This window comes from Nocardia canadensis, assembly GCF_032656385.1.
Lineage (GTDB): Bacteria > Actinomycetota > Actinomycetes > Mycobacteriales > Mycobacteriaceae > Nocardia > Nocardia canadensis.
In genome coordinates, this window is sequence record NZ_JAVCWB010000004.1 from 411,543 (window position 1) to 436,379 (window position 24,837).

A 24,837-nucleotide genomic window follows, 5' to 3' on the forward strand; every position below is an offset into this window, starting at 1 on the left:
CTATAGACATTGACTGTCTGTAATTGCTTACCTACAGTCACTTGCTAGAGATAGTGACTTTCTCAAACGACGCGAGTGTCGACATCAGGTCGCTGACCTGTGCTGATGCCGCGGTTGTGCGAGGAGAAGGGACAGCGATGACCACCACCGACCTTGTCGAGGTAAGGGAGATGTCCGCCCCGCCGCCGGATATCGGGTCCGCGGGTCCGCGCCTCACCGCGCTGCTGCGCCCGCATCTCGGGGGATTCGCGGCCGTGCTCATCCTGCAAGTCGTCGGCGCCGTCGCGGGCTTGGCGCCGCTGCTGGCCGTGGTCGAGCTCGGGCGCACCTTGCTGTCGGCCGGCCCGGTCGACCACGGTCACGTGTGGCTGGTGGTGGTGCTGGGGGCGGCGGGACTGTTCGTCCGCTTGGTCTGCACCGCCGCGTCCTCCGGGCTCGGGCACGTCCTCGACAGCACGGTGCAGCTGTCGTTGCGCCGGCAGCTGGCGGACCATCTGGGCCGGGTGCCGATCGGCTGGTTCTCCCGGCGCGGCACCGGGGAGCTGGCCAAGGTGGTCGGTGAGGATGTGAGCGCGGTGCATCCGTTCATCGCCCACGCGCCCGGCGAGCTGGTATCGGCGTTCGTGGTGCCGCTGGTGTCGTTGATCTACCTGGTGACCGTCGACTGGCGACTGACGCTGATCACGCTGATCCCGGTGCTGTCGGCGATCGCGCTGGTCCCGCTGATGATGACGGGGGCCCGGCAGCGCGAGCAAACCGAGTTCGACGCGGCGATGGGCCGCATCGCCGACGCGGTGGTGGAGTTCGTGCAGGGCATCGCCGAGGTCAAGGCGTTCGGCGGCGGCGACCGGGCGCACCGTCGATTCCGTTCGGCGGTGGACGATTTCGCCGATACGTTCCTGCGCTGGGCGCGCGGGCTCTCGCCGATCGCCGCCGCGATGCAGCTGGCGTTGTCGCCCCCGTTCGTGCTGCTCGTGGTCCTGGTCGGCGGCACGTTCCTGATCACGACGGACGCGATGGCGCCCGCCGATCTGCTGCCGTTCCTGCTGCTCGGCCTCGGGTTGACCGCCCCGGTCGCGGCGCTGGGCCACGGCTTCGACGACCTGCAGGCCGCGGGCCGCGCGGTCGGGCGGATCCGGGACGTCCTCGACGTCGAACCGCTGTCCGAGCCGGCCGCGCCCGTCGAGCCGCGCGGGCATCGCGTGGAACTGCGCGGCGTCCGGTTCGGCTACGACGCCGACCGTGAGGTGCTGCGCGGGATCGACCTGGTGCTGGAGCCGGGGACGGTCACCGCCCTCGTGGGGCCGTCGGGCAGCGGCAAATCCACGCTCGTGCGGCTACTTCCGCGATTCTTCGATCCGACGGGCGGCACGATCACCCTCGGCGGCGTCGACCTGCGCGAGATCAGCAGTCACCGGCTGTATCGCGAGGTGTCGTTCGTCTTCCAGGATGTGCGCTTGCTGCGGGCGTCGGTGGCCGACAATATCGCGCTGGCGGTCCCGCACGCCGACCACGAGCGGGTGGTCCACGCGGCCCGGCTGGCGGGCATCCACGACCGGATCACCGAACTCCCGCGCGGATACGACACAGTGCTCGGCGTGGAGGCCGGCCTGTCCGGTGGTGAGGCGCAACGACTCGCCCTGGCGCGCGCTTTGCTGGCCGACACTCCGATCCTGGTGCTCGACGAGGCCACGTCCTTCGCCGATCCACAGACCGAACAAGCGGTGCGCCAAGCACTGTCGAGCCTGCGCGCGGACCGGACGATCCTGGTCATCGCGCACCGGCTGGAGACGATCGCCGATGCCGACACCGTCGTCATGGTGGACGACGGCGTGATCGTGGAGCGCGGCGCGCCCGCGCGCCTGCTGGCAGGCCACGGCAAGTTCGCCGGGTTGCGGCGATCCCACGAAGGAGACGAGTGATGATCCGGACCCTGTTGCGGGTGCTCGGCCATCGGTATGCCGGTCCGGTGCGCCGCACCGTCGCGCTGATGACGGCCACCGCGATCCTCGAAGGCCTGTCCTATGCCCTGCTGGTGCCGGTGCTCCGGGAACTGTTCGGGGACGATCCGGCCGGCGCCCGGCCGTGGCTGCTCGGGTTCGGGATCGCGGTCGCCTGCTACGGCACACTGCGCTATCTCAGCGATCTGGCTGGTTTCCGCGCGGGCACCACGCTGCTGCGCGGCACCTATCACCGGCTCGGCGACCATCTGGCCCGGCTGCCGCTGGGCTGGTACGGCCCCGACCGGGTCGGCGAGGTGTCGGTGCTCGCCAGTCGCGGAGTGCTGGAGGCGATGAGCGTGATCGCGCATCTGCTCGCGCCGTTCGTCGGCGCGGTGGTGACGCCGTTGACGATCGTCGTCGTGATGCTCGCGTTCCACTGGCAGCTGGGGTTGGCGGCCCTGATCGCGGTGCCGCTGGTGGCGGCGATCCAGGGGTGGACGGGGCGAGCGATGGCCGCCGCCGACGCCGAACGACACGACCGCGACCAGCAGGCCGCGGGGCGGGTGATCGAATACCTGCAGGCCCAGCCGGTACTGCGGGCCGGTGGCCGCACCACCGAACGCTTCGGCCTGCTCGACGACGCGCTGCGCGGACTCCAGCGCGCCGCGCGCCGATCCGCGCTGTCGGCCCTGCCCGGGATCGTCGGGCTGACGCTGGCCGTGCAGGTCGTGTTCACCGCGCTGCTCGCGCTCGGCGCCGCCCTCGCTCTGGGCGGTCAGATCGGCGCGGCCGAACTGCTGGCGATCCTCGTCCTGGCGGCTCGCTGCGCCGAGCCGCTGCTGTCGCTGGCCGAGATCGGCGGTCGATTGCGCAGCGCGCGAGCGCAACTGACCCGGCTGGACGAGCTGCTCGGGCTGGAGCCGCTGCCCGAACCCGAGCAGCCGATCGTCCCGGATCGGCACGACCTGGAGTTCGCCGGAGTCGGCTTCCGGCACGGCGATCGCACCGTCGTCGACGACCTGTCGCTGACGGTGCCCGCGGGACAGCGGTTCGCGATCGTCGGGCCGTCCGGCGCGGGCAAGAGCACGCTGCTCCAACTGCTCGCGCGGTTCCATGATGTGCACGCCGGCGCGATCCGGATCGGTGGCGTCGATGTTCGCGAGATGAACACCGCCACGCTGATGTCGCGCATCGCCATCGTCTTCCAGCACGTCTACCTCTTCGACGGCACCATCGAGGACAACATCCGCCTCGGCCGTCCCGACGCCACCGACGCCGAGGTCCGCGCGGCGGCGACGGCCGCGCGTCTGGACGAGGTGATCGAACGACTGCCCGGCGGCTGGTCCGCCGCCGTCGGCGAGGGCGGTGCGCTGCTCTCCGGCGGTGAGCGGCAACGGGTTTCGATCGCCCGCGCGCTGCTCAAGGACGCGCCCATCGTCCTGCTGGACGAGGTCACCTCCGCCCTGGACCCGGTGAACGAGGCGGCCGTGCACCAGGGCATCGAACGTCTGATGGCGGGCCGCACCGTCGTGCTGGTGGCGCACCGGCTGCGGACCGTCCGCAGCGCCGACCGCGTCGTCTTCGTCGACAGCGGGCGCATCGTGGAGGAAGGCACCCACGAAGAGCTGCTCGATCGCGGCGGCCGCTACGCCGATTTCTGGAGCCTCACCACTTCGCCGCTGACGATCTGACCGGCGCTGTCCGCTCGTCGGCCGTGCGCGCCACTCTGCTGGTCCGCACGCCCGGACCGACGGCCCCGATGACCTACCGCGGTCCTCGGGGCCGCCCCGGCCGCGCGGTCACCGGTGCCCGGCGTGCGCGGCGGTGCGCGTCGCGTCGGTGTCGGCCCGGTCCCGCAACAGCTGCGCGCGCTGGTCGCCCTTGGCCCAGCTGTGCGTGCCCGGCTTCCGCGCTTCGGTGGCCAATTGCTTGATGGTGTGGGCGCACACGAACTCCTTGAGCTTCGCGCCAGGGCGCCCGCCGAGGTGGTACCACTTGGCGGCATCGTCCTTGTCGGCGAACTGGAAGATGCCCGCGTGACGGCCGAGGCTGATGCACTGACCAGCGAAGCCCAGGTCGATCGGGTCGGGGCGCTCGTCGGCGATCCGGCGCAGCAGGGTGTCGGCGGCGTGCGCGCCCAAAGGGCCCGCGGCCTGGCAGCTCATCCGGAACGGCAGGTTCGACGGCGCCGCCGAATCGCCCGCGGCGACGATCCGCTCGTCGTCGACGCTGGTCAAGGTCTCGTCGGTGAGCAAGCGGCCGACGGCATCGGTGCGCAGGCCGCTGCGGGTCGCCAGGTCGGGCACACCGAAGCCCGCGGTCCAGATCGTGACGGCGCTGCGCAGGGTATGACCGCCGCTGAGCCGCACGGCCTCCGCGGTCACCTCGACGACCTTCGCGTCGGGACCGTCGAGGATGGTCACGCCGAGCGCGCTCAGTCGCTTGGTGACCGCGCGCCGCCCGCGGGCGTGCAGGTACGGGCCGAGCACATCGCCGCAGATGAGCGTCACGGCGCGGCCCCGCTCCGCCAGCTCGGCAGCGGTCTCGATCCCGGTCGGCCCCGCGCCGACCACCGTCACCGCGGCGGTCGCCGCCGTGGCGTCGAGCACCGGCGCCAGCCGCTGCGCCTCCTCCAGACTCGCGATCGGATAGGCGAAGTCGGCCGCGCCCGGCACCCGCGGCGCGGCACTGCCGCTGCCCACCGCGTAGATCAGATAGTCGTAGCCGATCGTGTCGCCGCCGGCCAGCGCCACGGTGCGCGCGGCCGCGTCGATCCCGGTCGCCGCGTCGACCACCAGGCGCACCCCCGGCGCCAGTACATCGCTGTACTCGGCCACCGCGTCATCGGTCCCGCCCACCAGCTGATGCAACCGAATCCGCTCGACGAATCGCCCCCGCGGATTGATCACCGTGACCGCCACGTCGGCCCGCTGCGTGAGCCGATTGGCCGCCATCACACCCGCGTACCCGCCACCGACCACGACCACATCGATCTTCTCGCTCATCGGTCTCTCCTTCACTCGAGGGCTTCGGGCATAAGACGTCACCGGCCCACCGGATGTGACAAGGAGTGACGCAGGTCACTAACAGTCGATCACCCGAACGTTCCGCTCGGCGGGGAGAGGCCGGCCAGGATCGCGGCGATCTCGGCCGCGCGGAGGCAAACGCCCAGATGGCTGGCCTCGACGGTGTGCACGGTGAACGGGTTGTGTGGGGTCAGGGCATCGGCTTCGGCGATCATCCGGTCCTGCATGTCCAGGGGGATCGCGCGGTCCAGGGACAGGCGGATGTAGGTGCGGGGGATTCGTCCCCAGGTGGCGACGCGCACGCGACTGTCGGCGGCGAGGACCTGCGCCGAGTCGGCCGGTTCGAGCATGTTGAGGCACGCGCGGAACTGATCGTCGGTGGCGTCAGCCATCAGGCCCTGCTTCAGCGCGGCGAGGTGCCCGGGATCGGCCGAGCGCCAATTGGCCATCGTCTCGGCGACGCCGTGATGTCCGAGCGCGGCCAGATAGGCGGCGACGCTGGGCAATTCGACACAGCACCAGGCCGAGACGTAGACGATTCCGGCCAGCAGCTCCGGTGCCCTGTTTCCGACGCCGGAGATCGTCGCACCGCCACCGCTGGTGCCGACCAGAACCACCGGCCCGTACTCGTGGACTCGGCGCACTGTGTCCAGGACGTGGGTGACGTTGTCGTCCAAGGTGATCGACGCCAACGGCGAGGGCTGCGCCGCGAGGGTGTCGAGGTCCTGGGGCGACTGGTAGGCGAGCGGAAAGTGGGCGTCGAGGCCGTGTCCGGGCAGGTCGACGGCCAGGCCGCGATGGCCGAGCAGCGCCAGTTCCCGCAACAGGGCCGACCACGAGGCGGAACTGCCGTGTGCGCCGTGGACGAGGACGAACGTCGGTCGAGCCGCCGCTGCGGATCGTGCTGCGACTCGGCTACGGGCGGATCGGACAGCTCCGGGATCGGTCACGTGATCGACGGTAGCCCGCCGAAAGGCGGGCACCGAAGGCTGGTTCGAAACCCGTCGCCGCGCGCGGGAGCTCGCGAGCAGCTCGCTCCGGTGCCGAAATGATTCGTGCGGCGATGACGAATTCCTACCTCTGCAATCCCCGGACGAGTAGCCCGACCACGCGACGCGGCTGATAGCGGGGATCGTTTCCCGCGCCGATGCACAGATTGCCGACCGCGCGCAGGAACTCGTAGGGATCGGTGCCGGGGCCGATCTCGCCCGCCGCCGTGGCGGCATCGAGCAGCTGGGCGCAGACGGGCAGCAGGTGGTCCAGGAAGTAGGCGTGCAGGGTGTCGAAGGCGGCGTCGTCGGATTGCAGGGCTTCGGCGAGACCGTGTTTGGTGACGAGGAAGTCGACGAACAGTTCGATCCACGCGGTCAGGGCGGCATGCGGTGAGTCCTCGGCGGCGAGCAAGGCGGGTCCCGCCTCGGCGCAGGCTTGGACCTGGTGCCGGTAGACGGCGACGATCAGGTCCGCACGGGTGGGGAAGTGGCGGTAGATGGTGCCGACCCCGACGCCGGCCGCGGCGGCGATATCGCGGACCGGGACGTCGACGCCAGCGGCGACGAAGGCCGCCGCGGCCGCCTCGAGCAGGCTCTGCTGGTTGCGTCGGGCGTCGGCGCGCTTGCGCGGCGGCGAGCTGTCGTTGTCGGCCACAGTGCCGTCACCTCCAGGGTTGGCAAACGGAACCACGTTCCGTATGTTGATTATCGGAACGTCGTTCCGTTTGTTCAGGATGTCAGATCCGGCGACCTGAACCAACTCGCACAGCTCACGAAGGAGCAACGCATGCAGTACCGCAGCCTCGGCCGGACCGGTGTCCGGGTCAGCAGCCTCACGCTCGGCGCGATGAACTTCGGCGCGCTCGGGAATTCCACGCAGGCCGAGGTCACCGCCATGATCGACGTCGCGATCGAGGGCGGCATCAATGTCATCGACACCGCCGACTTCTACGGCAGCGGCGAGTCGGAGGAACTCGTCGGCAAGGCCGTCGCGGGCCGTCGCGACGATCTCGTGCTGGCCACCAAGGCGAGCCTGCCGATGGGGGAGGAGCGCAACCGCCGCGGCGCTTCGCGCCGCTGGCTGGTCACCGCGCTCGACGACAGCCTGCGCCGTCTCGGTGTCGATCACGTGGACCTCTATCAGATCCACCGGTGGGATCCGAGCGTGCGCGACGAGGAGACGCTGTCGGCGCTGACCGACCTGCGGCAGGCGGGCAAGATCCGCTACTTCGGCTCGTCGACCTTCCCCGCCTACCGCATCGTCGAGGCGCAGTGGGCGGCGCGGGAACATCGCCTGGGTCGCTATGTCACCGAGCAGCCCAGCTATTCGATCCTGCAGCGCGGCATCGAAACCCACATGCTGCCGGTCGCCCAGGAGTACGGCCTGGGTGTGCTGGCGTGGAGTCCGCTCGCCTCCGGCTGGCTCTCGGGCGCGATCCGCGCCGACCGCGAGATCGCCACCAGCCGTTCGGCGTTCATGCCCGAACGCTTCGACACCACCCTCCCGGTCAACCAGGCCAGGCTGGCGGCCGTCGAACAGCTGGCCGAGGTGGCCGATCAGGCCGGGCTGACCCTGATCCAGCTCGCCCTCGGTTTCGTCACCGCTCACCCCGGCGTCACCAGCGCCATCATCGGCCCACGCACGATGGCGCACTTGCACTCTCAGCTCGCGGCAGCCGACACGACCCTGTCCGCCGACGTCCTCGACGCGATCGATGCCATCGTCACCCCCGGCACCGACCTCGCCCCCGACGAGAAGCACGACACCCCACCGTCTCTGCTCGACCCGGCGCTGCGCCGCCGCTGACCCCGGATATCCACGGGCCGTGGTCGATCCGGTCCGCCCGGCCGCATGACTTTTGTCATCGGCCGCCCGTGCAGGACTCATCGCTGAACGGTGATCGCGCGTACTACCGGACGGCACCCGCGTCGACGACCGTGGGGAGTGTGAGAAAGGGGCACACGATGAACGACATCGTCATCTCCGCGCGGGGGCTGCGCCGCACCTACGGTCGCGGTGCGCAGGCGTTCGAGGCGGTCGCCGGGGTAGACCTCGACATCGTCGGGGGAGAGGTCTTCGCGCTGCTGGGGACCAACGGCGCGGGCAAGACCTCGACGTTGGATCTGCTGGAGGGGCTCGCCGCGCCGTCGGCGGGCCGGGTCGAGGTGTTCGGCCTCGACCCGCTCCGGCACCGCGATCAGGTGCGACCGCAGGTCGGGATCATGCTGCAATCCGGCGGACTCCCCGCCGAGTTGACCGTCGCGGAGACGCTGGAGATGTGGCGCGGGACGTGCAGCGATCCGACCACCGTGGAGACGGTGCTCGCCCAGGTCGGCCTGGTCGAGCGCGCCGCGGTGCGAGTCGGGTCGCTCTCGGGCGGCGAGCAGCGCCGCGTCGACCTGGCCTGCGCGCTGCTCGGGCAGCCGCGCCTGCTGTTCCTGGACGAGCCGACCACCGGCCTGGACCCCGAAAGCCGCCGCGCGACGTGGCGATTGCTCGCCGATCTGAAAGCGGCCGGGGTGACGATGGTGCTCACCACGCACTACCTCGACGAGGCCGAGTCGCTGGCCGACCGCATCGTGATCATGGACAAGGGCACGGTCGCGCGACGCGGAACGCTGCGCGAGATCGTCGACGGCCATCCGTCGCGGATCGTCTTCGACCATCCCGGCCTGCCGGTGCCGCCACTGCACGGCGCGCGGATCGAGGCGAACGAGCGCGTCACCGTCAGCACCGACGACCTCCAAGGGCATCTGTTCGCACTCCTGGACTGGGCCCGCGAGGCCGGGGTCCGGCTGACCGGGCTCGAAGCCCGCGCCGCCTCCCTCGAATCGGTCTTCCTCGACATCGCGGGCGACCACGACACCACCCCCGCGCCCGCCACCGCTCTGATCGGAGCCCGCCGATGACCACCGCCACCGCGCCTCGTCGCCGCCCGCTCGCCGCCCTCGCCGCGGCGGAATGGTTGCAGTTCCGGCGCAACAAGACCCTGGTCTACCTGGCGACGCTGTTCCCGGTCGGGATTCCGCTGGTCACCTACTTCATCGCCCGCAAGGACACCGAACCCACGGCCGCGATGGCCGCGGTGGCCATCGAGATGCTCGCGCTCATGGCGCTGGTGTTCGTGCAGTACTACTCGGTGCTGTCGATGGTGACGACCCGCCGCAGCGAGGGCGTGCTGAAACGTTTGCGCACCGGCGAGGCCGCCGACTGGCAGATCCAGGCCGCCCCAGCGGTTCCCGGCGTGCTGGTGACCCTCGCGTGCGCGGTGGCCGTTCTCGCTGTCGTCTACGGCAGCGGGGCGCCCGGACCGGTGAATCCGGCGCTGATGATCGCCGCACTCCTCGGTGGGATCGCGGTGTTCGCGCTGCTCGCGCTGGCGACCAGCGCGGTCACCAAGAACGCCGAGGCCGCCCAGATCACCTCCCTGCCGGTGATGCTGCTGGCCATGCTCGGGCTCGCGTCGATCCGCGCGGTGCTGCCCGACCGGCTGGCCGCGCTCGCCGACTGGACACCGTTCGCCGCCGTCTCCGACCTGGTGTTCCTCGGCGCGTCCGGCAAGACCGCGACGGCCGCGGCGGCCGATCCGGTGCTGACCCCGGCCGAGACCCTCACCGCGTCCGGCCCGGCGTTTGCGACACTGGCGATATGGACCGTCCTGGCGCTCGCGCTGACCCGCAAGAGCTTCCGCTGGGACGACCGGGGGTGAGGCGCTGGACCGCCTGGTGGCACGAGCTGTCGAGCGCGGCCAAGTTCCGGTTGTACTCGCGGCTCACCTTCCAGGCGGCCATCGCCGGGCTGGTCATCGCGTCGACGACCAGCCTGAGTTCGGCGGCCGCGATCCCCGCGATCCTCGTCGGTGCCGCCGCGGCCGTCGTCGCGGTGGAGGCGCAACCAGATTTCGCCACGGTGGCCGGCATGGTCACGCGGCCGTGGATGCTGCCGGTCGCCACCGCGACGCTGGCCGCGCTGTGGGTCGGTGGCGCGGTCGTCTCGCAGCTGGCCACCGCCGAATCGATCGTCGCCGTCGCTCGCCTGAGCGGAGTGTTCGCGGCGCTGCTCGCGCTGTTCGCGGTCGTTCCGTTCACCCGGCACAAGTGGTGGATCATGGTCGGCCTGAGCCTCGTCACCGGGCTGGTCTTCGCGCCGTCGCCGGAAGGCGGGGTGCGGACCGCGGCGGTACTGCTGATCAGCGGGATCTTCGCCGTCGGCATGACGCTGCTGACGGTGTGGGCCCTGGGCATCATCGACGAGCTCGACCGCGCCAAACTCGTCGAGGCCGAGCTCCAGGTCGCCGAGGAACGCCTGCGCTTCGCGCGCGACCTGCACGATGTGGTCGGTCGTGGGTTCTCCGCGATCGCGGTGAAAAGCGAACTGGCCGTGGCGCTCTCGCGTGCCGGCGACCAGGAGCGGGCGGTCGCGGAGATGGAGGCGGTGCGCGGGCTCGCGGTGGAGTCGATGGGCCAGATGCGCACGCTGGTGCGCGGCTACCGCAATATCGACCTGCGCGGCGAGGTGGCCGGGGCGCGGTCGCTGTTGTCGGCGGTGGGTTGCGAACTCGTCGTCGAAGGTGACGCCGCCAAGGTGCCCCGACGATTCCACGATGTCGCGGCTTGGGTGGTCCGCGAGGGGACGACCAACATCGTCGAACACTCGGCGGCGACGCTGGCGACCCTGGCGCTCGGCAGCGGGGGCATGTCGCTGCGCAACGACCGACCGCACGGCACCATCGGCGAGCGATCCGGGCTGCGCGGCCTGACCGAACGGCTCGCGGCGGTCGGCGCGCGGCTCGACGTCACCGCCACCGACACCGAGTTCACCCTCGAAATCCATTGGGAGAAGCTGTGATTCCGGTCTACCTCGCCGACGACGAGACCCTCATCCGCGCCGCGCTGGCGACGATGCTCGACCTGGAAGCCGACCTGGAGGTCGTCGCGCACGTGGGTTCCGGCGCCGAACTGGTCGACCTGTGGCGGCGTCGCGCCGAGGCGGCCGCACCGATGGCGGTGGCCGTCATCGACCTGCAGATGCCGGGGATCGACGGCGTCGACACCGCCGTCGAGTTGCAGCGGATCACCCCGGGCGCGGGCACGCTGATCGTCACCAGCCACGGCAGGCCCGGCTATCTCAAACGCGCGCTCGCCGTCGGTGTTCGCGGCTTCCTGCCCAAGACGGCCTCGGCGGCGACCCTGGCCGAGGTGATTCGCACCGTCCACCGCGGCGGCCGCTACGTCGACCCGGAGCTGGCGGCCGAGGCCATCAGCGCCGGCGACACCGTCCTCACCGCCCGCGAGGCCGACGTCCTGGAATTCGCCGCCGACGGCGCCTCCGTCGACGACATCGCCCGCCGCGCGCACCTGTCGCCGGGCACCACCCGCAACTACCTGTCCTCGGCGATGAGCAAACTCGGCGTCGCCAACCGCTACGAGGCCGCCCTCAAAGCGAGGGAGAAGGGCTGGATCTAGGACGCGCCCCTACAGTCGATGCCGTCGCCGCTCGACCCGAAACTCGTACCTATGGCCGGCAGGACGAATGACATGCGCTTCACTGTGCCGACCATGGCGTCGATGATGGCGGCTGTTCTACGGCGACAACTCGTACTACATCTCCAAGCTCGAGGTGCGACTCGACGACGAGGCCACTCCGCCCGAGGCGGCATAGGTCGTCCGGGTCACGGGCGCGGTGCAACTCCCGCCGCGGTATCACGGCGATACGACCCTGATCGACCTCGGCCGAGGATCGGACTCCTACTTCGGGGATCGGCGGTTCGAGCAGAGCTATTCGAAGCTGGAGTCCGGCCTGCTCCGAGACCGCCGCCCCGCTTTCCGTCCGAGAGCGAACTCGCGCTGTGGGAGCGGCTCCTGACCGATCCACCCACCCCGGCCATCGTCGAGGAGTCGGTGATCGACCTGCCCGACACGGCGGGTCGCACGATGAAAGTCACGGTGTTCCCGCCTGATACCGAGGAATTCGGCGCCGCCCGGATACGGCAGCTCGCCGAACGACACCTTCCGTTGCTGGCCCGGCCGGACGCGGTGGTCGACTACCGGGTCGTTCGGCGCACAACCTCCGATATCCGCGTGCTGGTCGGCGGCTGTCTCGAACTCGACCGCGATACCTCGCCGGAGTCGGCGCATTTCGCGCGAAGGTACCAAGGCTGCTGACAGTGGGGCCTCGTCCCGGGATCCGCTGCCCACCGGGGTCACTGCCCTTAGGGTGAGGGCAGAACGGCCGACGGAGAAGGAGTGGCGGTGGCTGCTGGGCTGGTGAAGGGGCAGAACGCGGGGTTGGCGCAGCCGAAGGTGATGCTGACCGTGCGGGGCGGTGTGCCCGCGGATCTGTCCGCGCTGCTGGTGACCGCGGCCGGGAAGGTGCGCTCGGACGCCGATTTCGTGTTCTTCAATCAGCCCGAGGCGCCGGGGGTTCGGCTCGACGGGTCGGAACTGGTGGTGACGTTCGCGACCGTGCCCGCCGACATCGAACAGATTCGCGCGGTGATCACCGTCGCGGCCGAAGGGGATACGCTCGGCGCGGCCGTCGCGCCGGTGGCGTCGGTGGCCGATGCGGCCGGGAACCCGTTGTACGAGTATGTGATCGAGGGTCTCGACCGGGAGTCGGTGGTGATCGCGCTGGAGCTGTACCGGCGCGGTGAGCAGTGGAAGGTGCGCGCTGTCGGGCAGGGGTACGCCGGCGGGTTCGCCGACCTGGTCACCGATCACGGGGTCAGCGTGGACGACGAGCCCGAGGTGGCGGCACCGGCCTCGGACCGGTGGGAGGTGCGGACCGTGCCCGGCGAGGCGGCCCTGTCGTTCGAGCAGCGCGAGAAGCTGGACCTGCGCAAGCGCGAGGTCGCGAAGGTACTCGTCGACAAGAGCGCGTTCGGCACGCGGGCGCGGGTCGTGCTGGTCATCGACAAGACCGGCAGCATGCAGAAGCTGTACCGCGGCGGCACCGTCCACCGTGTGGTGGAGCGAATGATCCCGGTGGCCACCCAGCTCGACGACGACGGCTCCCTCGAGGCCTACCTCTACGCGCTGACCTTCGCCAAACTGCCCGACATCACGGTCGCCGGTGGTGAGCACTGGGCGCAGACCTACCTGCACCTGACCGGCACCCACGACGGCATCGACTACGACAGCATCGGCGGCCGCAACGACGAGCTCCCGGTGATGCGCGCCGTCATCGACACCCTCACCGCCGGCGCCGCCCCCACCCTGGTCCTGTTCTTCACCGACGGCGGTTTCGCCAAGAAGCGCGAAATCGCCGCCCTCATGCGCGAAGCCGCGGCACTGCCCGCCTTCTGGCAATTCATCGGCCTCGGCAAAGCCAACTTCGGCGTCCTGCGCACCCTCGACGAACTCGACGGCCGCATCGTCGACAACGCCGGCTTCTTCGCCCTCGACGACATCGACCAGGTCGACGACGCCGAACTCTACCGCCGTCTGCTCGGCGAATTCCCGGACTGGCTCCGCGCCGCCCGCACCGCGGGCATCATCGGCTAGCAACAGCTGGATCGCTCACCGACCTCGACGACGCTCAGTCGTCGAGGTCGAGTTCACCCATCCGCGCCCAATCGGATTCGGGCAACTGGGCGTGCAGAATCCGTGGTGTCTCCCGCAGCGCCGGACGCATCGCTTCCAGCCCCTTGCGGAAGTGCTCGGAGCCGACGTGGTCGGCTCCGGCCTTGTCGTCCCGGAACGCCTCGACGAGGACGAATTCGGCGGGATCGTCCACACTGCGGTGCCATTCGAACCACAGGTTCCCCGGCTCTGCGCGAGTGGCCTCGGTGAACGGCGCGGTGCGGCTCAACCAGTCGTCGAGGTAGTCGTCGGCGACCTTGAACTTGACCACGATGAAGATCATGGGAACTTCCTTTCGGCATGGAGGTCCGGACACGGCGAGGGTAGGCGACATCGACCGGCCAAGCCTTGATGCGCATGTCGTGTCCGGCCCGTACCACTGCCTTCGGGGTGAATCTGTTGCCCGGGGAGGTCAGGTCGAGCAGGCTAGGCGCTCGGGCCGGTGAGCGCGGGAGCATGTCGGCGCCGCACCCGCTGGATAGCCGCAGTCCACAGCAGTTGGACGGCGGGCAGTACCTGGCGCAGCTGGAGGGATTCCTTGGTCAGCTGGGCCGTCGCGCGCGCCTTGGTGGCCGCCGACGCCTTGCTGACGTGGCCGGAGTCGAACGGCGGGTGGGGGTCGTACTCGATGAGCAGCTGGACGGCCCTGGCCGCCGGTTCGCCGGCGATCTGGGCGAAAAGCCAGATCGCCAAGTCGATTCCGGCCGAGACTCCCGCCGCGGTCACGATCTTGCCCTCGCGCACGATCCGCTCGTCGCCGACGGGCTCGACGCCGAATGTCCGCAGGACGGGCAGCACGAGCCAGTGCGAGGTGGCGCGGCGGCCGCGCAGCAGGCCGGCGGCCGCCAGGATCACCGAGCCCGAGCACACCGATGTCGTCCAGGTCGAGGTGGCGTCGGCGCGGCGGAGCCAGTCGAGCAGCTTGTCGTCGCGGGCGTGCTCCATCGAGGTCATGCCCCCGGGCACCAGGACGAGGTCGGGCGAGGGGGTCTCGTCGAAGGAGTGGGTCGCGCCGATCAGCAGCACTCCCGAGTCCGCGGGGATCGGGCCCGGCTCGTGCCAGACGAAGCGGACCTCGGCGTCGGGCAGACGGCCGAGCACCTCGTAGGGGCCGATGAAGTCCAGTGCGGTGTATCCCGGATACACCACGATGGCGATCTGCATGTCGTCTCCTCTGTCAGGCGAAGGTCTTGCGGTACTGATCGGGCGAAATGCCCAGTCGGCGAACGAAGATGCGGCGCAGCGACTCGGCACTGCCGAAGCCGCAACCGGCGGCGATGGCGGTGACGGTGTCGTCGGTCTCCTCGAGCCGGCGGCGGGCGGCCTCGGTGCGGATTCGCTCGACGTAGGCGCCGGGCGCCTCGCCGACCTCCCGGGTGAACACCCGGGTGAAGTGCCGCGGACTCATCGCGGCGCGACGGGCCAAGGCGGGAATGCTGTGTGCCCCCGCGGGTTCGGACTCGATCGCCTCCTGCGCCGCGCGGATGGGCGCACGGTTGGCGCGGGGCGTCCATAGGGGCCCGGCGAACTGGGTCTGCCCGCCCGGCCTGCGCAGATAGAGGACGAGGTAGCGCGCCACCATCTGCGCGGCCTCGTGGCCGTAGTCGTCTTCGACGAGCGCCAGGGCCAGATCGATGCCCGCGGTGACACCCGCCGCCGTCCAGACGCGCTCGGCGCTGCGAATGAAGATCGGTTCGGGATCGACAGTGACCGAAGGGAATTCGCGAGCCAGGTGTCCGGCAAAAGCCCAGTGTGTGGTGGCCACGCAGCCGTCGATCAGGCCGGCCTGGGCGGCGAGGAAGGCGCCGGTGCAGACGCTGACGACGCGGCGGGCCCGCCCGGCCGCAGCCTGGATCCAGGCGATGAGCTCCGGGTCTCGCCGGGCAGCGTCGACGCCGAACCCGCCGGGCAGCACCAAGGTGTCGAGGGGATCGCGCGGATCGGGGAGCGGCTCGCTGAGCAGGGCGAGGCCGGTGTGGGCGGCGGCCGGTTCGCCCGCGCGGGTGACGACGCGGACCGAATAGCCGTCCTCGCCCCGCCCCTGGCCGGTCAGGTACAGGGACGCGGCCGTGAACACCTCGAACGGGCCGACCAGGTCGAGGGCTTGGACGCCCGGAAAGCCGAGAATGAGGACGGTCTGCACGAATTCAGTGTTGGTGACGTGCAGCCGTGGCGTCCAGGCCGTCGACCCCACATATCAGGACATCCGACGATATGAAGAGAGAACTAGAGCTACATTGTCTCAATGGTGGGCACAAGCGATTCGCGCCGGTTCGTCGTCATCGGGGGTGGGCTGGCCGGTTTGGCCGCCGCGGTGTGGCTGGCAGAGGCCGGAAAACAGGTGACGTTGCTGGAGCGGCGCGCGCGGCTGGGTGGGCGCACGCAGGCGATGCGGGTCGCCGAGGTGAACGACCTCGCCGACAACGGCCAGCACGTGGTCGCGAGCGGGTATCACAGCCTGTGGCGGTATCTGGACAGCGTCGGCACCCGGCAGTACGTGGAGTTTCCGGGCGCCGGGAGTCTGCGCTGGCCGGGCGGTCGCGCGATCATGTTGTATACCAAGGGTTTCGGCGCGTTGTGCACCTTGCTGGGCGCGCACCCCGATGCCGGGCCGCTGGATCGGCTGCGGGCGCTGCGGTCCTCGCTGCGACTGGTCCGCGAGGCGCTGTGGCAGCCGCGGGACCTCGCCGACATCACCACCGCGCAGTGGTTCCAGCGCGTCGGCATGCCGGCGAAAGCGCGGGAAGCCCTGTGGGATTGGCTCGCGCTCGGCATCGCGGCCGAGCCGGTGGACCGGGAGTCGGCGAAGGTGTTCGCCGATGTGCTGGCCACCGGCGTGCGGATCGGAGTGCGCGACCGGGCGGGCGTCACGATCGGCTACCCCACCGTGGACCTGGACACCCTCTACATCGCCGGTGCCCACAAGGTCTTCGAACGCCACGGCGTCGAGGTGCGCTACCGGGCGGTGGCCCGCAAGATCGTCATCACCGACGGCGAGGCGACCGGCGTGCAGCTGGCGGATGGCTCGGTGATCGAGGCCGACGCGGTGATCTGCGCGGTTCCGAACTCCACGATCGGCGGGCTCCTCGACGACCTGCCCGAGCATGCCGAGATCTATGCCGCCGCCGACAAGCTGGGTGCCACCCCGATCGTGAGCACGAACCTGTATCTGGACCGGCCACTGCGGACCAAGTCGGCCATGGAGGCGCTGATCGGCGGCACCGGCGTGATCGACCAGGTCTTCGACCGCCAGCGCATGCACGGTCGCACACCCGACGGCACCTGGCTGTACTGCCTGACCACCAGCGGCGCCTACGAGCAGATCCACAAGAGCAATGCCGAGATCGTCGCCGAGCAGATCGACCTCCTGCGCCGCTATTATCCGGAAGCCGCCGAGGCGAAGGTCGTGACCGGCCATGTGGTGAAGATGCCCAGAGCGACGTTCTCCCAGGTCCTCGGCACCGACAACCTGCGCCCCGGTCAGCGCACCTCGGTCCCGAACCTGATGCTGGCCGGCGACTGGACCCGCACCGACTGGTCGGCGACGATGGAGAGCGCCGTCCAGAGCGCCGAACGCGCCGTCGCGGCACTGCTCGAGCAGTAGCGGCAGGCAGACACCGGACGCACGTATCCAGAATCCCAGCGCGCGGGTGACGACCGGCAGCACCACCCAGGTCAGCAGGCTGACCGACAGGATGTTGCCGACCAGCAGGCTCAGCCACAGCTGAGCGCCCGGCCAGAGTTCGTCGATCGTCAGGGTGAGGATCACCACCGTCGGATACAGCCCCACCAGGACCGACAGTGCCGTCTTCCAGGACGCGGGACCCTCGTCGGTCGCGGACCCGGTCGGTGGAAACCACGAGCCGTAGGGGTTGGCGATGCGGTGGACCTCGAAGTCGCGGAAGTCGGGGGCCGCCGCGAGCAGTGCCTTGCGCTGAGGAGAGTCGAGCCAGCCGTTGAGATGCTCGACCGAGGCGTAGGAACAGACAATCGTCCACTCGTCCTGCACGCCGGGAATCGGCCGGTGCAGCTCGGACCAGCGGAAGCCGGTGAACGTCCGCTCGGCCTCGGTCATGCGGGCCTGCCAGGCGACGAACTCCGCCTCACGGTCGGCCGCCACGGGGTGGGACACGACGACGGTCGCGACCTCGTCGCCGGGCTCGTCGAGCAGGACGTGCTGGGTCGACGGCCGCTCGAAGAACCCGGTTCCGCGCGCGAGCAGCTCGCGCCGCGTCGCGCTGTCCAGCCAGCGTCTCAGGTGGCCGACATCGTCGAACCGGTAGCGGACCGACCACTCGGCCCCGGCGTCGACCGGTGGCGTGACGTCGGCGCCGAGGAATCCCGGGAAGGTGGCCGCGGCATCGTCGACCTCCGCCTGCCACCGCCGGAACTCCGCCTCACGTCCCGCGCGCAGCTGCTGGGTGATGACCACCGTCGCCGCGGCGGGCGGTACAGCCTTCGCGGCAGGCATGTCAGTACGGGTGCTTGTCGGGCTTCTCGGCCCACGCCCGGTACGCGACGGCGCCCAGATCGCGGCGGAACTGTTCGATGCGCACCCGCCGCTCGGACTGCGGTTTGGTGAAGTCCTCGTACTGGAACGCGTCGTCGAATCCGATGGCGCTGGTGTCGGCCAGATCGCTCGCGAAATGCACGGCGTCGAGCCGCGCCCAATAGATCGCGCTCATACACATGGGGCAGGGAGCGCCGCTGATATAGATCTCCATGCCCATCAGCATTTTCGCGCGTTTCGGAAGTCTGTCGGCGGATCCTTCGGGCCGGGGGACCAATTCGAGGGTGGATTCGTTCTGGTGTGCCGGGGAAATCGTCGGCGCTTCACCGTTGAGTACCTGGGCCGCCTTGCGGATGGTCTCGATCTCGGCGTGCGCGGTGATGTCGCCGGTGAGCAGAACCCGGTTCTGACCTCGGGCGACGATCTCCCCGTCCTTCGCGATGACGGCGCCGAACGGTCCACCCCAATCGTTGTCGACCGACTCCTCGGCCAGTCTGTATGCCTCTTCCATGAGTTCGTCCGGTGCCATCGAAATCGTCCCTCGCGGTGTCGGGTCACGGCTGCTGTTCGATGCGCATTTGACATCCGGAATGCTGGTCCGGCGTCCTGTCGACGGCTCGCGATACCTTTCGAATCCACCGCTGGGCCGGTCCGCGCGAAATAGCGCGACCGGGCGGCCGAGGCCGGCGGCCGAAAATCGGTTGTCGCCCGCTGAGCACATCGTTAGCGTGTCTATCGTTTGTGACCACCGCACCGAAAGGACACCCCATGGAGCCCGTCACCGAACGCGACATCAGGTCGTCGTTCGTCAACTGTTCGAAGGGCGACGCCAAACGCCTGTCCGTGCCGCGCGACCTCGACGCTCGTCCCTGGGACGACCTCGACTTCCTCGGCTGGACCGATCCCTCGTACCCGGGTCGTTGCTATCTGTCGGTCCCGCGCGACGGCGAGCTGGTCAGCGTCGCCCTCCGGCACGAGACCGGCGGATCGGGCAAGACGCAGATGTGCGCGTTCTGCCTGACCACCCACACCGGCGGCGGCGTCTCGCTGATGACCGCGAACAAGGCCGGGGAATCGGGACGGCGCGGCAACACGATCGGCAGCTATATCTGCACCGATCTGGCCTGCTCGCTGTACGCCCGCAACAAGAAGCGGCCCGCGCTGGGCAGCCGGTATCGCGAGGATCTGACGCCGGAGGAGAAGGCGCAGCGGGTCCGCGAGAACCTGTTCGCCTTCCTGGACCGCCTCGCCGCCTAGCCGCGCGGCCCCAGCGCACGAAAGGAGGTAGCTGCCATGTGCCGACACTCGAGACCTCGCACGCCAGACGACCCGAGTTCTCTTGCCGAACAAGAGAACTCGGGTCGCGATGCCTTGCCGGTCGAGGTGGCCCGGAGTTGTCCGGACCGCGCCGAGCGGACAGGGGTCAGAGCATGGCGTTCATGATCGTGCCCGCGCTGGTGGCGACCGCGCCGCCGATCATCGCGCCCGCGATCATCTTCGGCGACTCGAGTCCGCCACCGGTCCACTTCTCCCAGGCGAACTTGCCGCCGGCGTAGGTGATGGCGATGACGCCCGACAGCAGGATGAACCAGGTGAAGTAGCGCACCAGCTGCAAGATCTTGTCCGACATCGGTGGTGCTTCGGGAGTCGGATTGCCGATCTGCGCCAGGGTATCGGTGACGGCGGCCAGAATCATGTTTGCTCTCACTCGGTACTCGGGGGGAACGGCGATGAACTGCTGACGCTGATGTTATCCGGTCGAATCGGGTGCCGCAGCCGCCCACCCGCAGCGGACCGATCGGTTTTGTTGGCGTGCTGGGGGTTCGCGCCCCTATCCTGGACTCGTCCGAATACGGCAGTGCTGGAACGCAGTTCGCATCACGCGAAAAGGGGAGCAGGCTATGAGCATCATTCTGACGTCGATGGCCGAGACTGTCACGACGTTCGCGCAGGTCGGCAACCCCACGCCCGAGGCGCCGCCGCTGTCGGACAAGATCATGCAGATGGTCCAGTACCTGACCTGGTTCATGATCTTGTCGGGCGTGCTGGCGATCACCGTGGCGGGTGGCAAGTTCGCCTGGGAGAAGTGGAACGGCAGCGCGATGGAGTCGCCGAAGATGATCGCCGGCGCGATGATCGGCGGCGTGGTGGCCACCAGCGGCGGCACGATCATGAACGCGATTCTCGGCTAGATCCGAGCGCCCTTGGCGCGGTTGCAGGCCCGGCACAGGATCTGCAGGTTCGCCGCGCTCGTCGCACCACCGCGGCTGAGCGGGATGATGTGATCGAACTCCAGGTAGTGGCCGTCACCGCATTCGACGCAGCGACCACCGTCGCGCTGCCACACCTGGGCTTTCACGTCCTGCGGGATGCTGCGGCTGTCCCGTTGACCCGGCGTCAGGACCAGGCGTTTCGCCACGCGCAGCGCGCCTTCCAGGGCGGCCGCCACATAGTCGGGATCGGTGACGCCGAAGGTGGCGCCGCCGCGTGCCGAGGTCGCGGCCAGCACCACGGTGCCGTGTTCGGGATGCACGGAGACGACCCGGTTCCACGGCAGTTCGATGCCGGTACCGTCGCCGACGAACCGCAGCTTCTTGGAGCTGCCGATCAACCGGCCCTCGGTGTTGCGCGGGCCGCGCGCCAGCATCCTGATGTGCACGGCGGGCAGGTCCAGGTGCACCCGTTCCTCGGGATCCAGGTGCAGGCCCGGCGTATCGATGGTGGGCAGTTCGCCCGCGCGCAGCCGCGACAGGGTGCGGCCCCGGTGCATCCGGCGCCGCAGGTCCTCGACCAGCGGGCCCGACAGCGCCAGCTCGCTCACCACGTGCTCGAACGCGTCGAGCTCGTCGGCGAACACCTCGCCGTCGGCGAAGGCGAACGCGACCATCCGTTCCACCTGGGTCAGTCCGGCATCGCGCAGTACCGCGCGTCCGCGCTCCTCGTCGATGCGCTGGTAGCGCAGGGCCGACCAGACCTCGATCCAGTCCTCGGACAGGGTGCCGGGGCCGGTGAGCACCCGGCGGGCGCGGGTACGCCAGTGGGTGAGGAACTCCTCGATCTCGCCCGCGCACGACCGGCACTGGCCGTGCCCACCGAAGAGTTTGCGGCGCAACGGGGTGTCGCAGCGGGGGCAGCGGGCGCGGTTGTCCTGCACGTGCCTGCGGGTGCTGGTGGTCCATTCGTGGCCGTCCCACCAGCGCAACTGGTCGGGGACCTGTGGGTCGGGATGCCAGTCGGCGAGCTCCGGGTCCTGCGGTGGCGGTGGCGGGACATCGATGACACGGCGGGTGAGCGCGGGCGGGCGCGACTGTGCGCGTCCGGCACGCCCGGGTTCGGCCGGATCGATGCGCGCGTCGTCGGGATACGCCGGGGCGTCGCCCTCCGCGCCGTGGGCGAACTCCGCCCGATCGGCGACGCGGGCGGACATCGCCGGCGCGGGCCGCGCCGCCGCGCGATCCGCGCCCGGTTCGTCCACGGTGACGCCGAATTCGGTGGCCAGCCCGGCCAGTCCACCCGACCAGCCCTGCCCGATCGCCCGGAACCGCCACTGCCCGTCGCGCCGGTAGAACTCGCCGAACATCATCGCCTGCACGTCCTCGATGCCGTCCAGCGCGAACCGGGCCACCGGCCCGTCGGCGGCGTGCACGGTGAGCGTCAGCTCGGTCAGCTGATCGAAGGTGCCCTCGTCGAGCGAGGCGCTGACGACGATGCGCGCCACCTCCGCCTCGGTCCGCGGCAGCGACACACTCAGCCGCGCGGTGCCCGGCGCGGGCTCCTGATCCAGCGTCACCGCCTGCGAGGCGTGCCGAGGGGCGTTGAAGAACACGAAATCCCGGTCGCCGCGCACCAGCCCCGACTCGGTGACCAGCAGCGCGTGCGCGTCGACGGCATGCGCCGACCGCCATGAAAGGACCACGGCGAGAAGCGATGTCGGGACCGGCGCGTGCGCGCCCTTGCGGAGTTCCATGGTGCTCGCATGATGTCATGCCCCACCGACAGGGTTGTTGGAGCGCCGGCGCGCTCGAGGTCGCGGCCCGTTGGTCCCGCCGATCGGGCGCCGTGGTTTGCTCCTTCGTCGCTTGCGCCACGGCGCCTGATCGGCGGGACGGCCGCGACGGCCGACTGCGGGCGAGTTGGGGCGACGGTTATGGGCAGTGGCCCGCAGACACGGGTGGGGCGCATCCCTGCGTGGGCGTGCTCGGTGCGGCACAGTGGTGGCATGACGAACCCGAAGAAGCGGGGACGCGCTGCGGAGCCCACGCCGGAGCCGCAGGGGCGCAAGGTGCCGGGGGCCGACCTGCTCTCGGCGGCGCAGGCCGCGGTGGGGGCGGCGCAGACGGCGGCGGGACAGGCTATCGATGCGGCGCAGCAGACGGCGGGATACGCCTTCGACGCGGCGGTGCGGTTGCCTCCGGCCTCGGCCCAGCTGGCCGCCCAGCTGCCGGATCTGGTGGAGAACCTGTCGATCGCGGTCGACCGGCTCAACAGCACCATCGACCGGCTCGACCGCACCCTGGCGCTGGCCGACCCGGTCTTCGCCACCTACGACCGGCTGCTGCCCAGGCTCGAGGCGATGATCTCACTGGGCGAGGATCTCTTCGGCGCGCTGGCGAAACTGCCGGGCGTCGGGCTGCTCGGCCGGATCACCGGCCGGGCCGGCGAGGAACCGCCGCCGGACCTCGGCAAGGGCAAGCGTCCGCGTCGCTAGGCCAGCGCACGGAAGGTCGCGGCGGCCTTGAGCACCATCTCCGCGTACTCGTCCTCGGCGTCGGAATCGAGGACGATCGCGCCGCCCGCGCCGATGCGCCACTCGTCGTCGAAGCGCACGGCCGTGCGGATGACGATGTTCAGGTCGGCCGTGCCGCCCAGGCCGAGGAAGCCGATTGTGCCCGAATAGATCCCGCGCGCCTGCGTTTCCAGCTCGTCGAGGATCTCCATGGTGCGCAGCTTGGGCGCGCCGGTCATCGAGCCGCCGGGGAAGCAGGCCCGCAGACAGTCGATCACTCCGGCGTCGGGGCGCAGTGTCCCCCGCACCGTCGACACCAATTGGTGCAGGGTGGAATAGGTTTCGGTGGCCATCAGCTCCGGCACGTGCACCGAGCCGACCTCGCAGACCCGCCCCAGATCGTTGCGCAGCAGGTCCACGATCATCAGGTTCTCGGCTCTGGTCTTCGGATCGTCGGCCAGCGACAGCCGTAGATGTTCGTCCTCGGCGACGGTCCGCCCGCGCGGCGCGGTGCCCTTGATCGGCTTGCTCTCCACCACCCGGTCGCGGTCGATCTTGAGGAACCGCTCCGGCGACGAACAGGCGACATCGAGCCCGTCGAACCGCAGATACGCGGCATACGGCGCCGGATTGCAGCGGCGTAGCCGTCGGTAGAAGGCGAGCCCGTCGTCGGGGGCCGCGGCGACGGCCACCGTGTCGGTCAGGCAGATCTCGTAGGACTCGCCCGCGTGCAGCCGCTCCTGGCAGACCGCGATATCGGCCAGGTAGCGCTCGCGCCCACGCACCAGATGCGCCGGTACGGCGTCCGGATCGGCGGGCACGGGCAGGTCGGCCGGATTGACCCAGGTCGGCAGATCGGCCAGGGCCGCGGCGGTCTCGGCCAGCCAGCGATCCGCCGAGGCGGGGTCGTGCTCGGTGAGGGCGAGCAGATGCGTGTGGCCGGCTTCGTGGTCGACGACGATCAGCCGGTCGGCGAAGATCCACTGGGCATCCGGGGTGGGGGAGCGGTGGACCGCGCTCGCGCCGCAGTCGGCCTTGATCTCGTAGCCGAGATAGCCGACGTATCCGCCGGCGAAGTCGAACGGCAGGCCGGGAGTATCACAGTGCCGGTGCCGCAGCTCGCGGTCGAGATAGTCCAGCACGGTCCCGGGGACGGTGCGGACGCCCGCGGCGTCCGTCACCGTGACGGCGCCCTCGCCCACCCGGTACTCGACGATCTCCGCGTGCGGACCCGTCGCGTCGCCCAGGAAGGAGAACCGGTCCAGGCCCGGCTCGACGTGTTCGCTGTCGAGCCAGAACGCGGTCGGTGACTCGGCGTAGCGGCGCAGGAAGATCGCCTCGGTATCGATGGCCCGCTCGATCACGCTGTGCCGCAACCGGAATCGACGTCCGAGAGCGGGGCGCCGCGGCTGCTCGCGCGGTCCGCGCACGACGACCGGCGCGCCGCTGTGCGTGCGCGCCTTGGTCAGATCGGCGAAGTTGCGCAGCAGCGCCGCACCGAACTCACTCGACACCGACTCGGGATGGAACTGCACACCCCACTGCGGCCGCTCGCGATGGCGCACCCCCATGATCACGCCGTCGCTGGTCGAGGCGGTCACCTCGAGCACCGGCGGCAGCGGCTCCTGCGCGGCCAGCGAGTGATACCGCACGACGGTGAAGTCCTGCGGCAGACCGGCGAACAGGTCGCGATCGTCGTGCATGACCCGATCGAGGAACCCGTGCCGGGCTTGCGGCGCCCGGCCGACCGTGCCGCCCGCGCCGACCACGATGCCCTGGTGACCGAGGCAGACGCCGAGCAGCGGCAGGGTCGACTCCGCGATCACCGCCGTCGACATCCCCATGTCGCGGTCGCGATCGGGGCGGCCGGGACCGGGCGAGATCACCACATTGTCGAAACCGTCCAGCGCCGGCCCGGCGGCCTCGTCGTTGCGCACGACGATCGGCTCGTTCCCGTTGACCTCGCTGATCAGCTGATAGAGGTTGTAGGTGAACGAGTCGTAGTTGTCGATCAACAGCGTGCGCATCGTGGCAGAAACCCTACGCCGGGCCCACGGAC

General features: G+C 70.2%; 23 protein-coding genes and 1 pseudogene. 13 read left to right on the forward strand and 11 right to left on the reverse strand.

What is annotated here, in order from left to right; translation table 11 throughout:
- Positions 1 to 137: 137 nt before the first annotated feature.
- Both Q7X29_RS10745 and Q7X29_RS10750 read left to right on the forward strand, forming a co-directional pair.
- Entirely contained in the window at positions 138 to 1,922 is a 1,785-nt protein-coding gene (locus Q7X29_RS10745; protein WP_316573954.1) for an ABC transporter ATP-binding protein, read from the forward strand.
- The gene (locus Q7X29_RS10750) at positions 1,922 to 3,634 is read left to right on the forward strand and encodes an ABC transporter ATP-binding protein (RefSeq protein ID WP_316573955.1); all 1,713 of its coding nucleotides are present in this window, start codon (positions 1,922 to 1,924) and stop codon (positions 3,632 to 3,634) included. Before Q7X29_RS10745 ends, Q7X29_RS10750 begins: the two co-directional genes overlap by 1 nt.
- A 108-nt stretch (positions 3,635 to 3,742) precedes the next feature.
- Here the strand turns inward: Q7X29_RS10750 and Q7X29_RS10755 are convergent, their stop codons facing one another.
- The 3 genes from Q7X29_RS10755 to Q7X29_RS10765 all read right to left on the reverse strand — a co-directional run bounded on the left by Q7X29_RS10755 (position 3,743) and on the right by Q7X29_RS10765 (position 6,616).
- Positions 3,743 to 4,948, reverse strand: a complete 1,206-nt coding sequence (locus tag Q7X29_RS10755; RefSeq protein ID WP_218718924.1) for an NAD(P)/FAD-dependent oxidoreductase — start codon at positions 4,946 to 4,948, stop codon at positions 3,743 to 3,745.
- A gap of 89 nt (positions 4,949 to 5,037) precedes the next feature.
- A complete protein-coding gene (locus Q7X29_RS10760; RefSeq protein WP_316573956.1) occupies positions 5,038 to 5,919 on the reverse strand; it encodes an alpha/beta hydrolase in 882 nt (293 codons plus the stop codon).
- A 124-nt stretch (positions 5,920 to 6,043) separates the two neighbouring features.
- A complete protein-coding gene (locus Q7X29_RS10765) occupies positions 6,044 to 6,616 on the reverse strand; it encodes a TetR/AcrR family transcriptional regulator (RefSeq protein ID WP_316573957.1) in 573 nt (190 codons plus the stop codon).
- Positions 6,617 to 6,748: 132 nt separating this feature from the next.
- On the opposite strand from Q7X29_RS10765, the gene Q7X29_RS10770 reads away from it, so the two are divergent.
- The 7 genes from Q7X29_RS10770 (at position 6,749) to Q7X29_RS10800 (ending at position 13,464) form a co-directional block, all read left to right on the forward strand.
- Positions 6,749 to 7,768, forward strand: coding sequence for an aldo/keto reductase (locus Q7X29_RS10770; RefSeq protein ID WP_218718921.1), 1,020 nt, complete (start codon positions 6,749 to 6,751; stop codon positions 7,766 to 7,768).
- A gap of 158 nt (positions 7,769 to 7,926) precedes the next feature.
- Positions 7,927 to 8,871, forward strand: a complete 945-nt coding sequence (locus tag Q7X29_RS10775) for an ABC transporter ATP-binding protein (protein WP_218718920.1) — start codon at positions 7,927 to 7,929, stop codon at positions 8,869 to 8,871.
- The gene (locus tag Q7X29_RS10780; protein ID WP_316573958.1) at positions 8,868 to 9,671 is read left to right on the forward strand and encodes an ABC transporter permease; all 804 of its coding nucleotides are present in this window, start codon (positions 8,868 to 8,870) and stop codon (positions 9,669 to 9,671) included. Before Q7X29_RS10775 ends, Q7X29_RS10780 begins: the two co-directional genes overlap by 4 nt.
- Positions 9,668 to 10,810, forward strand: a complete 1,143-nt coding sequence (locus Q7X29_RS10785) for a sensor histidine kinase (RefSeq protein ID WP_316573959.1) — start codon at positions 9,668 to 9,670, stop codon at positions 10,808 to 10,810. Before Q7X29_RS10780 ends, Q7X29_RS10785 begins: the two co-directional genes overlap by 4 nt.
- On the forward strand, positions 10,807 to 11,427 hold the full coding sequence (locus Q7X29_RS10790) for a response regulator transcription factor (protein ID WP_316573960.1): 621 nt from the start codon (positions 10,807 to 10,809) through the stop codon (positions 11,425 to 11,427). The genes Q7X29_RS10785 and Q7X29_RS10790 overlap by 4 nt, the downstream gene beginning before the upstream one ends.
- 435 nt (positions 11,428 to 11,862) lie before the next feature.
- Positions 11,863 to 12,126 carry a hypothetical protein gene (locus tag Q7X29_RS10795; RefSeq protein WP_316573961.1) on the forward strand — a complete coding sequence of 88 codons (264 nt, stop codon included), beginning with the start codon at positions 11,863 to 11,865 and terminating at the stop codon, positions 12,124 to 12,126.
- 87 nt (positions 12,127 to 12,213) lie between these two features.
- Positions 12,214 to 13,464 carry a vWA domain-containing protein gene (locus Q7X29_RS10800; protein WP_316573962.1) on the forward strand — a complete coding sequence of 417 codons (1,251 nt, stop codon included), beginning with the start codon at positions 12,214 to 12,216 and terminating at the stop codon, positions 13,462 to 13,464.
- A gap of 34 nt (positions 13,465 to 13,498) precedes the next feature.
- Here the strand turns inward: Q7X29_RS10800 and Q7X29_RS10805 are convergent, their stop codons facing one another.
- From Q7X29_RS10805 to Q7X29_RS10815, 3 genes are all read right to left on the reverse strand, one after another.
- Positions 13,499 to 13,825 (reverse strand): putative quinol monooxygenase, encoded by a 327-nt coding sequence (locus Q7X29_RS10805; protein WP_316573963.1) that lies wholly within the window; start codon positions 13,823 to 13,825, stop codon positions 13,499 to 13,501.
- A gap of 143 nt (positions 13,826 to 13,968) precedes the next feature.
- Positions 13,969 to 14,706: a DJ-1/PfpI family protein gene (locus Q7X29_RS10810; RefSeq protein ID WP_316573964.1), complete on the reverse strand. Its 738-nt coding sequence runs from the start codon at positions 14,704 to 14,706 to the stop codon at positions 13,969 to 13,971.
- Positions 14,707 to 14,719: 13 nt separating this feature from the next.
- Positions 14,720 to 15,685: a GlxA family transcriptional regulator gene (locus tag Q7X29_RS10815; RefSeq protein ID WP_316573965.1), complete on the reverse strand. Its 966-nt coding sequence runs from the start codon at positions 15,683 to 15,685 to the stop codon at positions 14,720 to 14,722.
- A gap of 102 nt (positions 15,686 to 15,787) precedes the next feature.
- On the opposite strand from Q7X29_RS10815, the gene hpnE reads away from it, so the two are divergent.
- A complete protein-coding gene (hpnE, locus tag Q7X29_RS10820) occupies positions 15,788 to 17,146 on the forward strand; it encodes a hydroxysqualene dehydroxylase HpnE (protein ID WP_316573966.1) in 1,359 nt (452 codons plus the stop codon).
- 330 nt (positions 17,147 to 17,476) lie between these two features.
- Here the strand turns inward: hpnE and Q7X29_RS10825 are convergent.
- A pseudogene (locus tag Q7X29_RS10825) lies at positions 17,477 to 18,013 on the reverse strand (antibiotic biosynthesis monooxygenase); the annotation flags it as partial.
- Between the two features lies 1 nt (position 18,014).
- Positions 18,015 to 18,806 carry a nucleoside deaminase gene (locus tag Q7X29_RS10830; protein WP_316573967.1) on the reverse strand — a complete coding sequence of 264 codons (792 nt, stop codon included), beginning with the start codon at positions 18,804 to 18,806 and terminating at the stop codon, positions 18,015 to 18,017.
- Positions 18,807 to 18,820: 14 nt separating this feature from the next.
- Here Q7X29_RS10830 and Q7X29_RS10835 point away from each other — a divergent pair, with 14 nt between their 5' ends.
- Complete coding sequence (locus Q7X29_RS10835) at positions 18,821 to 19,309, forward strand: FBP domain-containing protein (protein ID WP_218718914.1); 489 nt, start codon at positions 18,821 to 18,823, stop codon at positions 19,307 to 19,309.
- Between the two features lie 166 nt (positions 19,310 to 19,475).
- On the opposite strand, the gene Q7X29_RS10840 is transcribed toward Q7X29_RS10835, so the two are convergent.
- On the reverse strand, positions 19,476 to 19,748 hold the full coding sequence (locus Q7X29_RS10840; protein ID WP_110040220.1) for a hypothetical protein: 273 nt from the start codon (positions 19,746 to 19,748) through the stop codon (positions 19,476 to 19,478).
- A gap of 205 nt (positions 19,749 to 19,953) precedes the next feature.
- Between Q7X29_RS10840 and Q7X29_RS10845 the strand changes: the two genes are divergently transcribed.
- Complete coding sequence (locus tag Q7X29_RS10845) at positions 19,954 to 20,244, forward strand: hypothetical protein (protein WP_110040221.1); 291 nt, start codon at positions 19,954 to 19,956, stop codon at positions 20,242 to 20,244.
- Here the strand turns inward: Q7X29_RS10845 and Q7X29_RS10850 are convergent.
- On the reverse strand, positions 20,241 to 22,019 hold the full coding sequence (locus Q7X29_RS10850; protein ID WP_316573968.1) for a TerD family protein: 1,779 nt from the start codon (positions 22,017 to 22,019) through the stop codon (positions 20,241 to 20,243). The genes Q7X29_RS10845 and Q7X29_RS10850 overlap by 4 nt on opposite strands.
- A 252-nt stretch (positions 22,020 to 22,271) precedes the next feature.
- Here Q7X29_RS10850 and Q7X29_RS10855 point away from each other — a divergent pair, with 252 nt between their 5' ends.
- Positions 22,272 to 22,760 (forward strand): hypothetical protein, encoded by a 489-nt coding sequence (locus Q7X29_RS10855; RefSeq protein ID WP_316573969.1) that lies wholly within the window; start codon positions 22,272 to 22,274, stop codon positions 22,758 to 22,760.
- On the opposite strand, the gene pabB is transcribed toward Q7X29_RS10855, so the two are convergent.
- Entirely contained in the window at positions 22,757 to 24,805 is a 2,049-nt protein-coding gene (pabB, locus tag Q7X29_RS10860) for an aminodeoxychorismate synthase component I (RefSeq protein WP_316573970.1), read from the reverse strand. The two genes, Q7X29_RS10855 and pabB, sit on opposite strands and share 4 nt — an antisense overlap.
- Between the last annotated feature and the right edge of the window lie 32 nt (positions 24,806 to 24,837).

Bases quoted from the DNA above. Each gene is read 5' to 3' on its own strand.
- Q7X29_RS10745 (WP_316573954.1), top strand. From the start codon at position 138: ATGACCACCACCGACCTTGTCGAGGTAAGGGAGATGTCCGCCCCGCCG.
- Q7X29_RS10750 (WP_316573955.1), top strand. From the start codon at position 1,922: ATGATCCGGACCCTGTTGCGGGTGCTCGGCCATCGGTATGCCGGTCCG.
- Q7X29_RS10755 (WP_218718924.1), bottom strand. From the start codon at position 4,948: ATGAGCGAGAAGATCGATGTGGTCGTGGTCGGTGGCGGGTACGCGGGT.
- Q7X29_RS10770 (WP_218718921.1), top strand. From the start codon at position 6,749: ATGCAGTACCGCAGCCTCGGCCGGACCGGTGTCCGGGTCAGCAGCCTC.
- Q7X29_RS10775 (WP_218718920.1), top strand. From the start codon at position 7,927: ATGAACGACATCGTCATCTCCGCGCGGGGGCTGCGCCGCACCTACGGT.
- Q7X29_RS10780 (WP_316573958.1), top strand. From the start codon at position 8,868: ATGACCACCGCCACCGCGCCTCGTCGCCGCCCGCTCGCCGCCCTCGCC.
- Q7X29_RS10805 (WP_316573963.1), bottom strand. From the start codon at position 13,825: ATGATCTTCATCGTGGTCAAGTTCAAGGTCGCCGACGACTACCTCGAC.
- Q7X29_RS10810 (WP_316573964.1), bottom strand. From the start codon at position 14,706: ATGCAGATCGCCATCGTGGTGTATCCGGGATACACCGCACTGGACTTC.
- hpnE (WP_316573966.1), top strand. From the start codon at position 15,788: ATGGTGGGCACAAGCGATTCGCGCCGGTTCGTCGTCATCGGGGGTGGG.
- Q7X29_RS10835 (WP_218718914.1), top strand. From the start codon at position 18,821: ATGGAGCCCGTCACCGAACGCGACATCAGGTCGTCGTTCGTCAACTGT.
- Q7X29_RS10840 (WP_110040220.1), bottom strand. From the start codon at position 19,748: ATGATTCTGGCCGCCGTCACCGATACCCTGGCGCAGATCGGCAATCCG.
- Q7X29_RS10845 (WP_110040221.1), top strand. From the start codon at position 19,954: ATGAGCATCATTCTGACGTCGATGGCCGAGACTGTCACGACGTTCGCG.
- Q7X29_RS10850 (WP_316573968.1), bottom strand. From the start codon at position 22,019: ATGGAACTCCGCAAGGGCGCGCACGCGCCGGTCCCGACATCGCTTCTC.
- Q7X29_RS10855 (WP_316573969.1), top strand. From the start codon at position 22,272: ATGACGAACCCGAAGAAGCGGGGACGCGCTGCGGAGCCCACGCCGGAG.
- pabB (WP_316573970.1), bottom strand. From the start codon at position 24,805: ATGCGCACGCTGTTGATCGACAACTACGACTCGTTCACCTACAACCTC.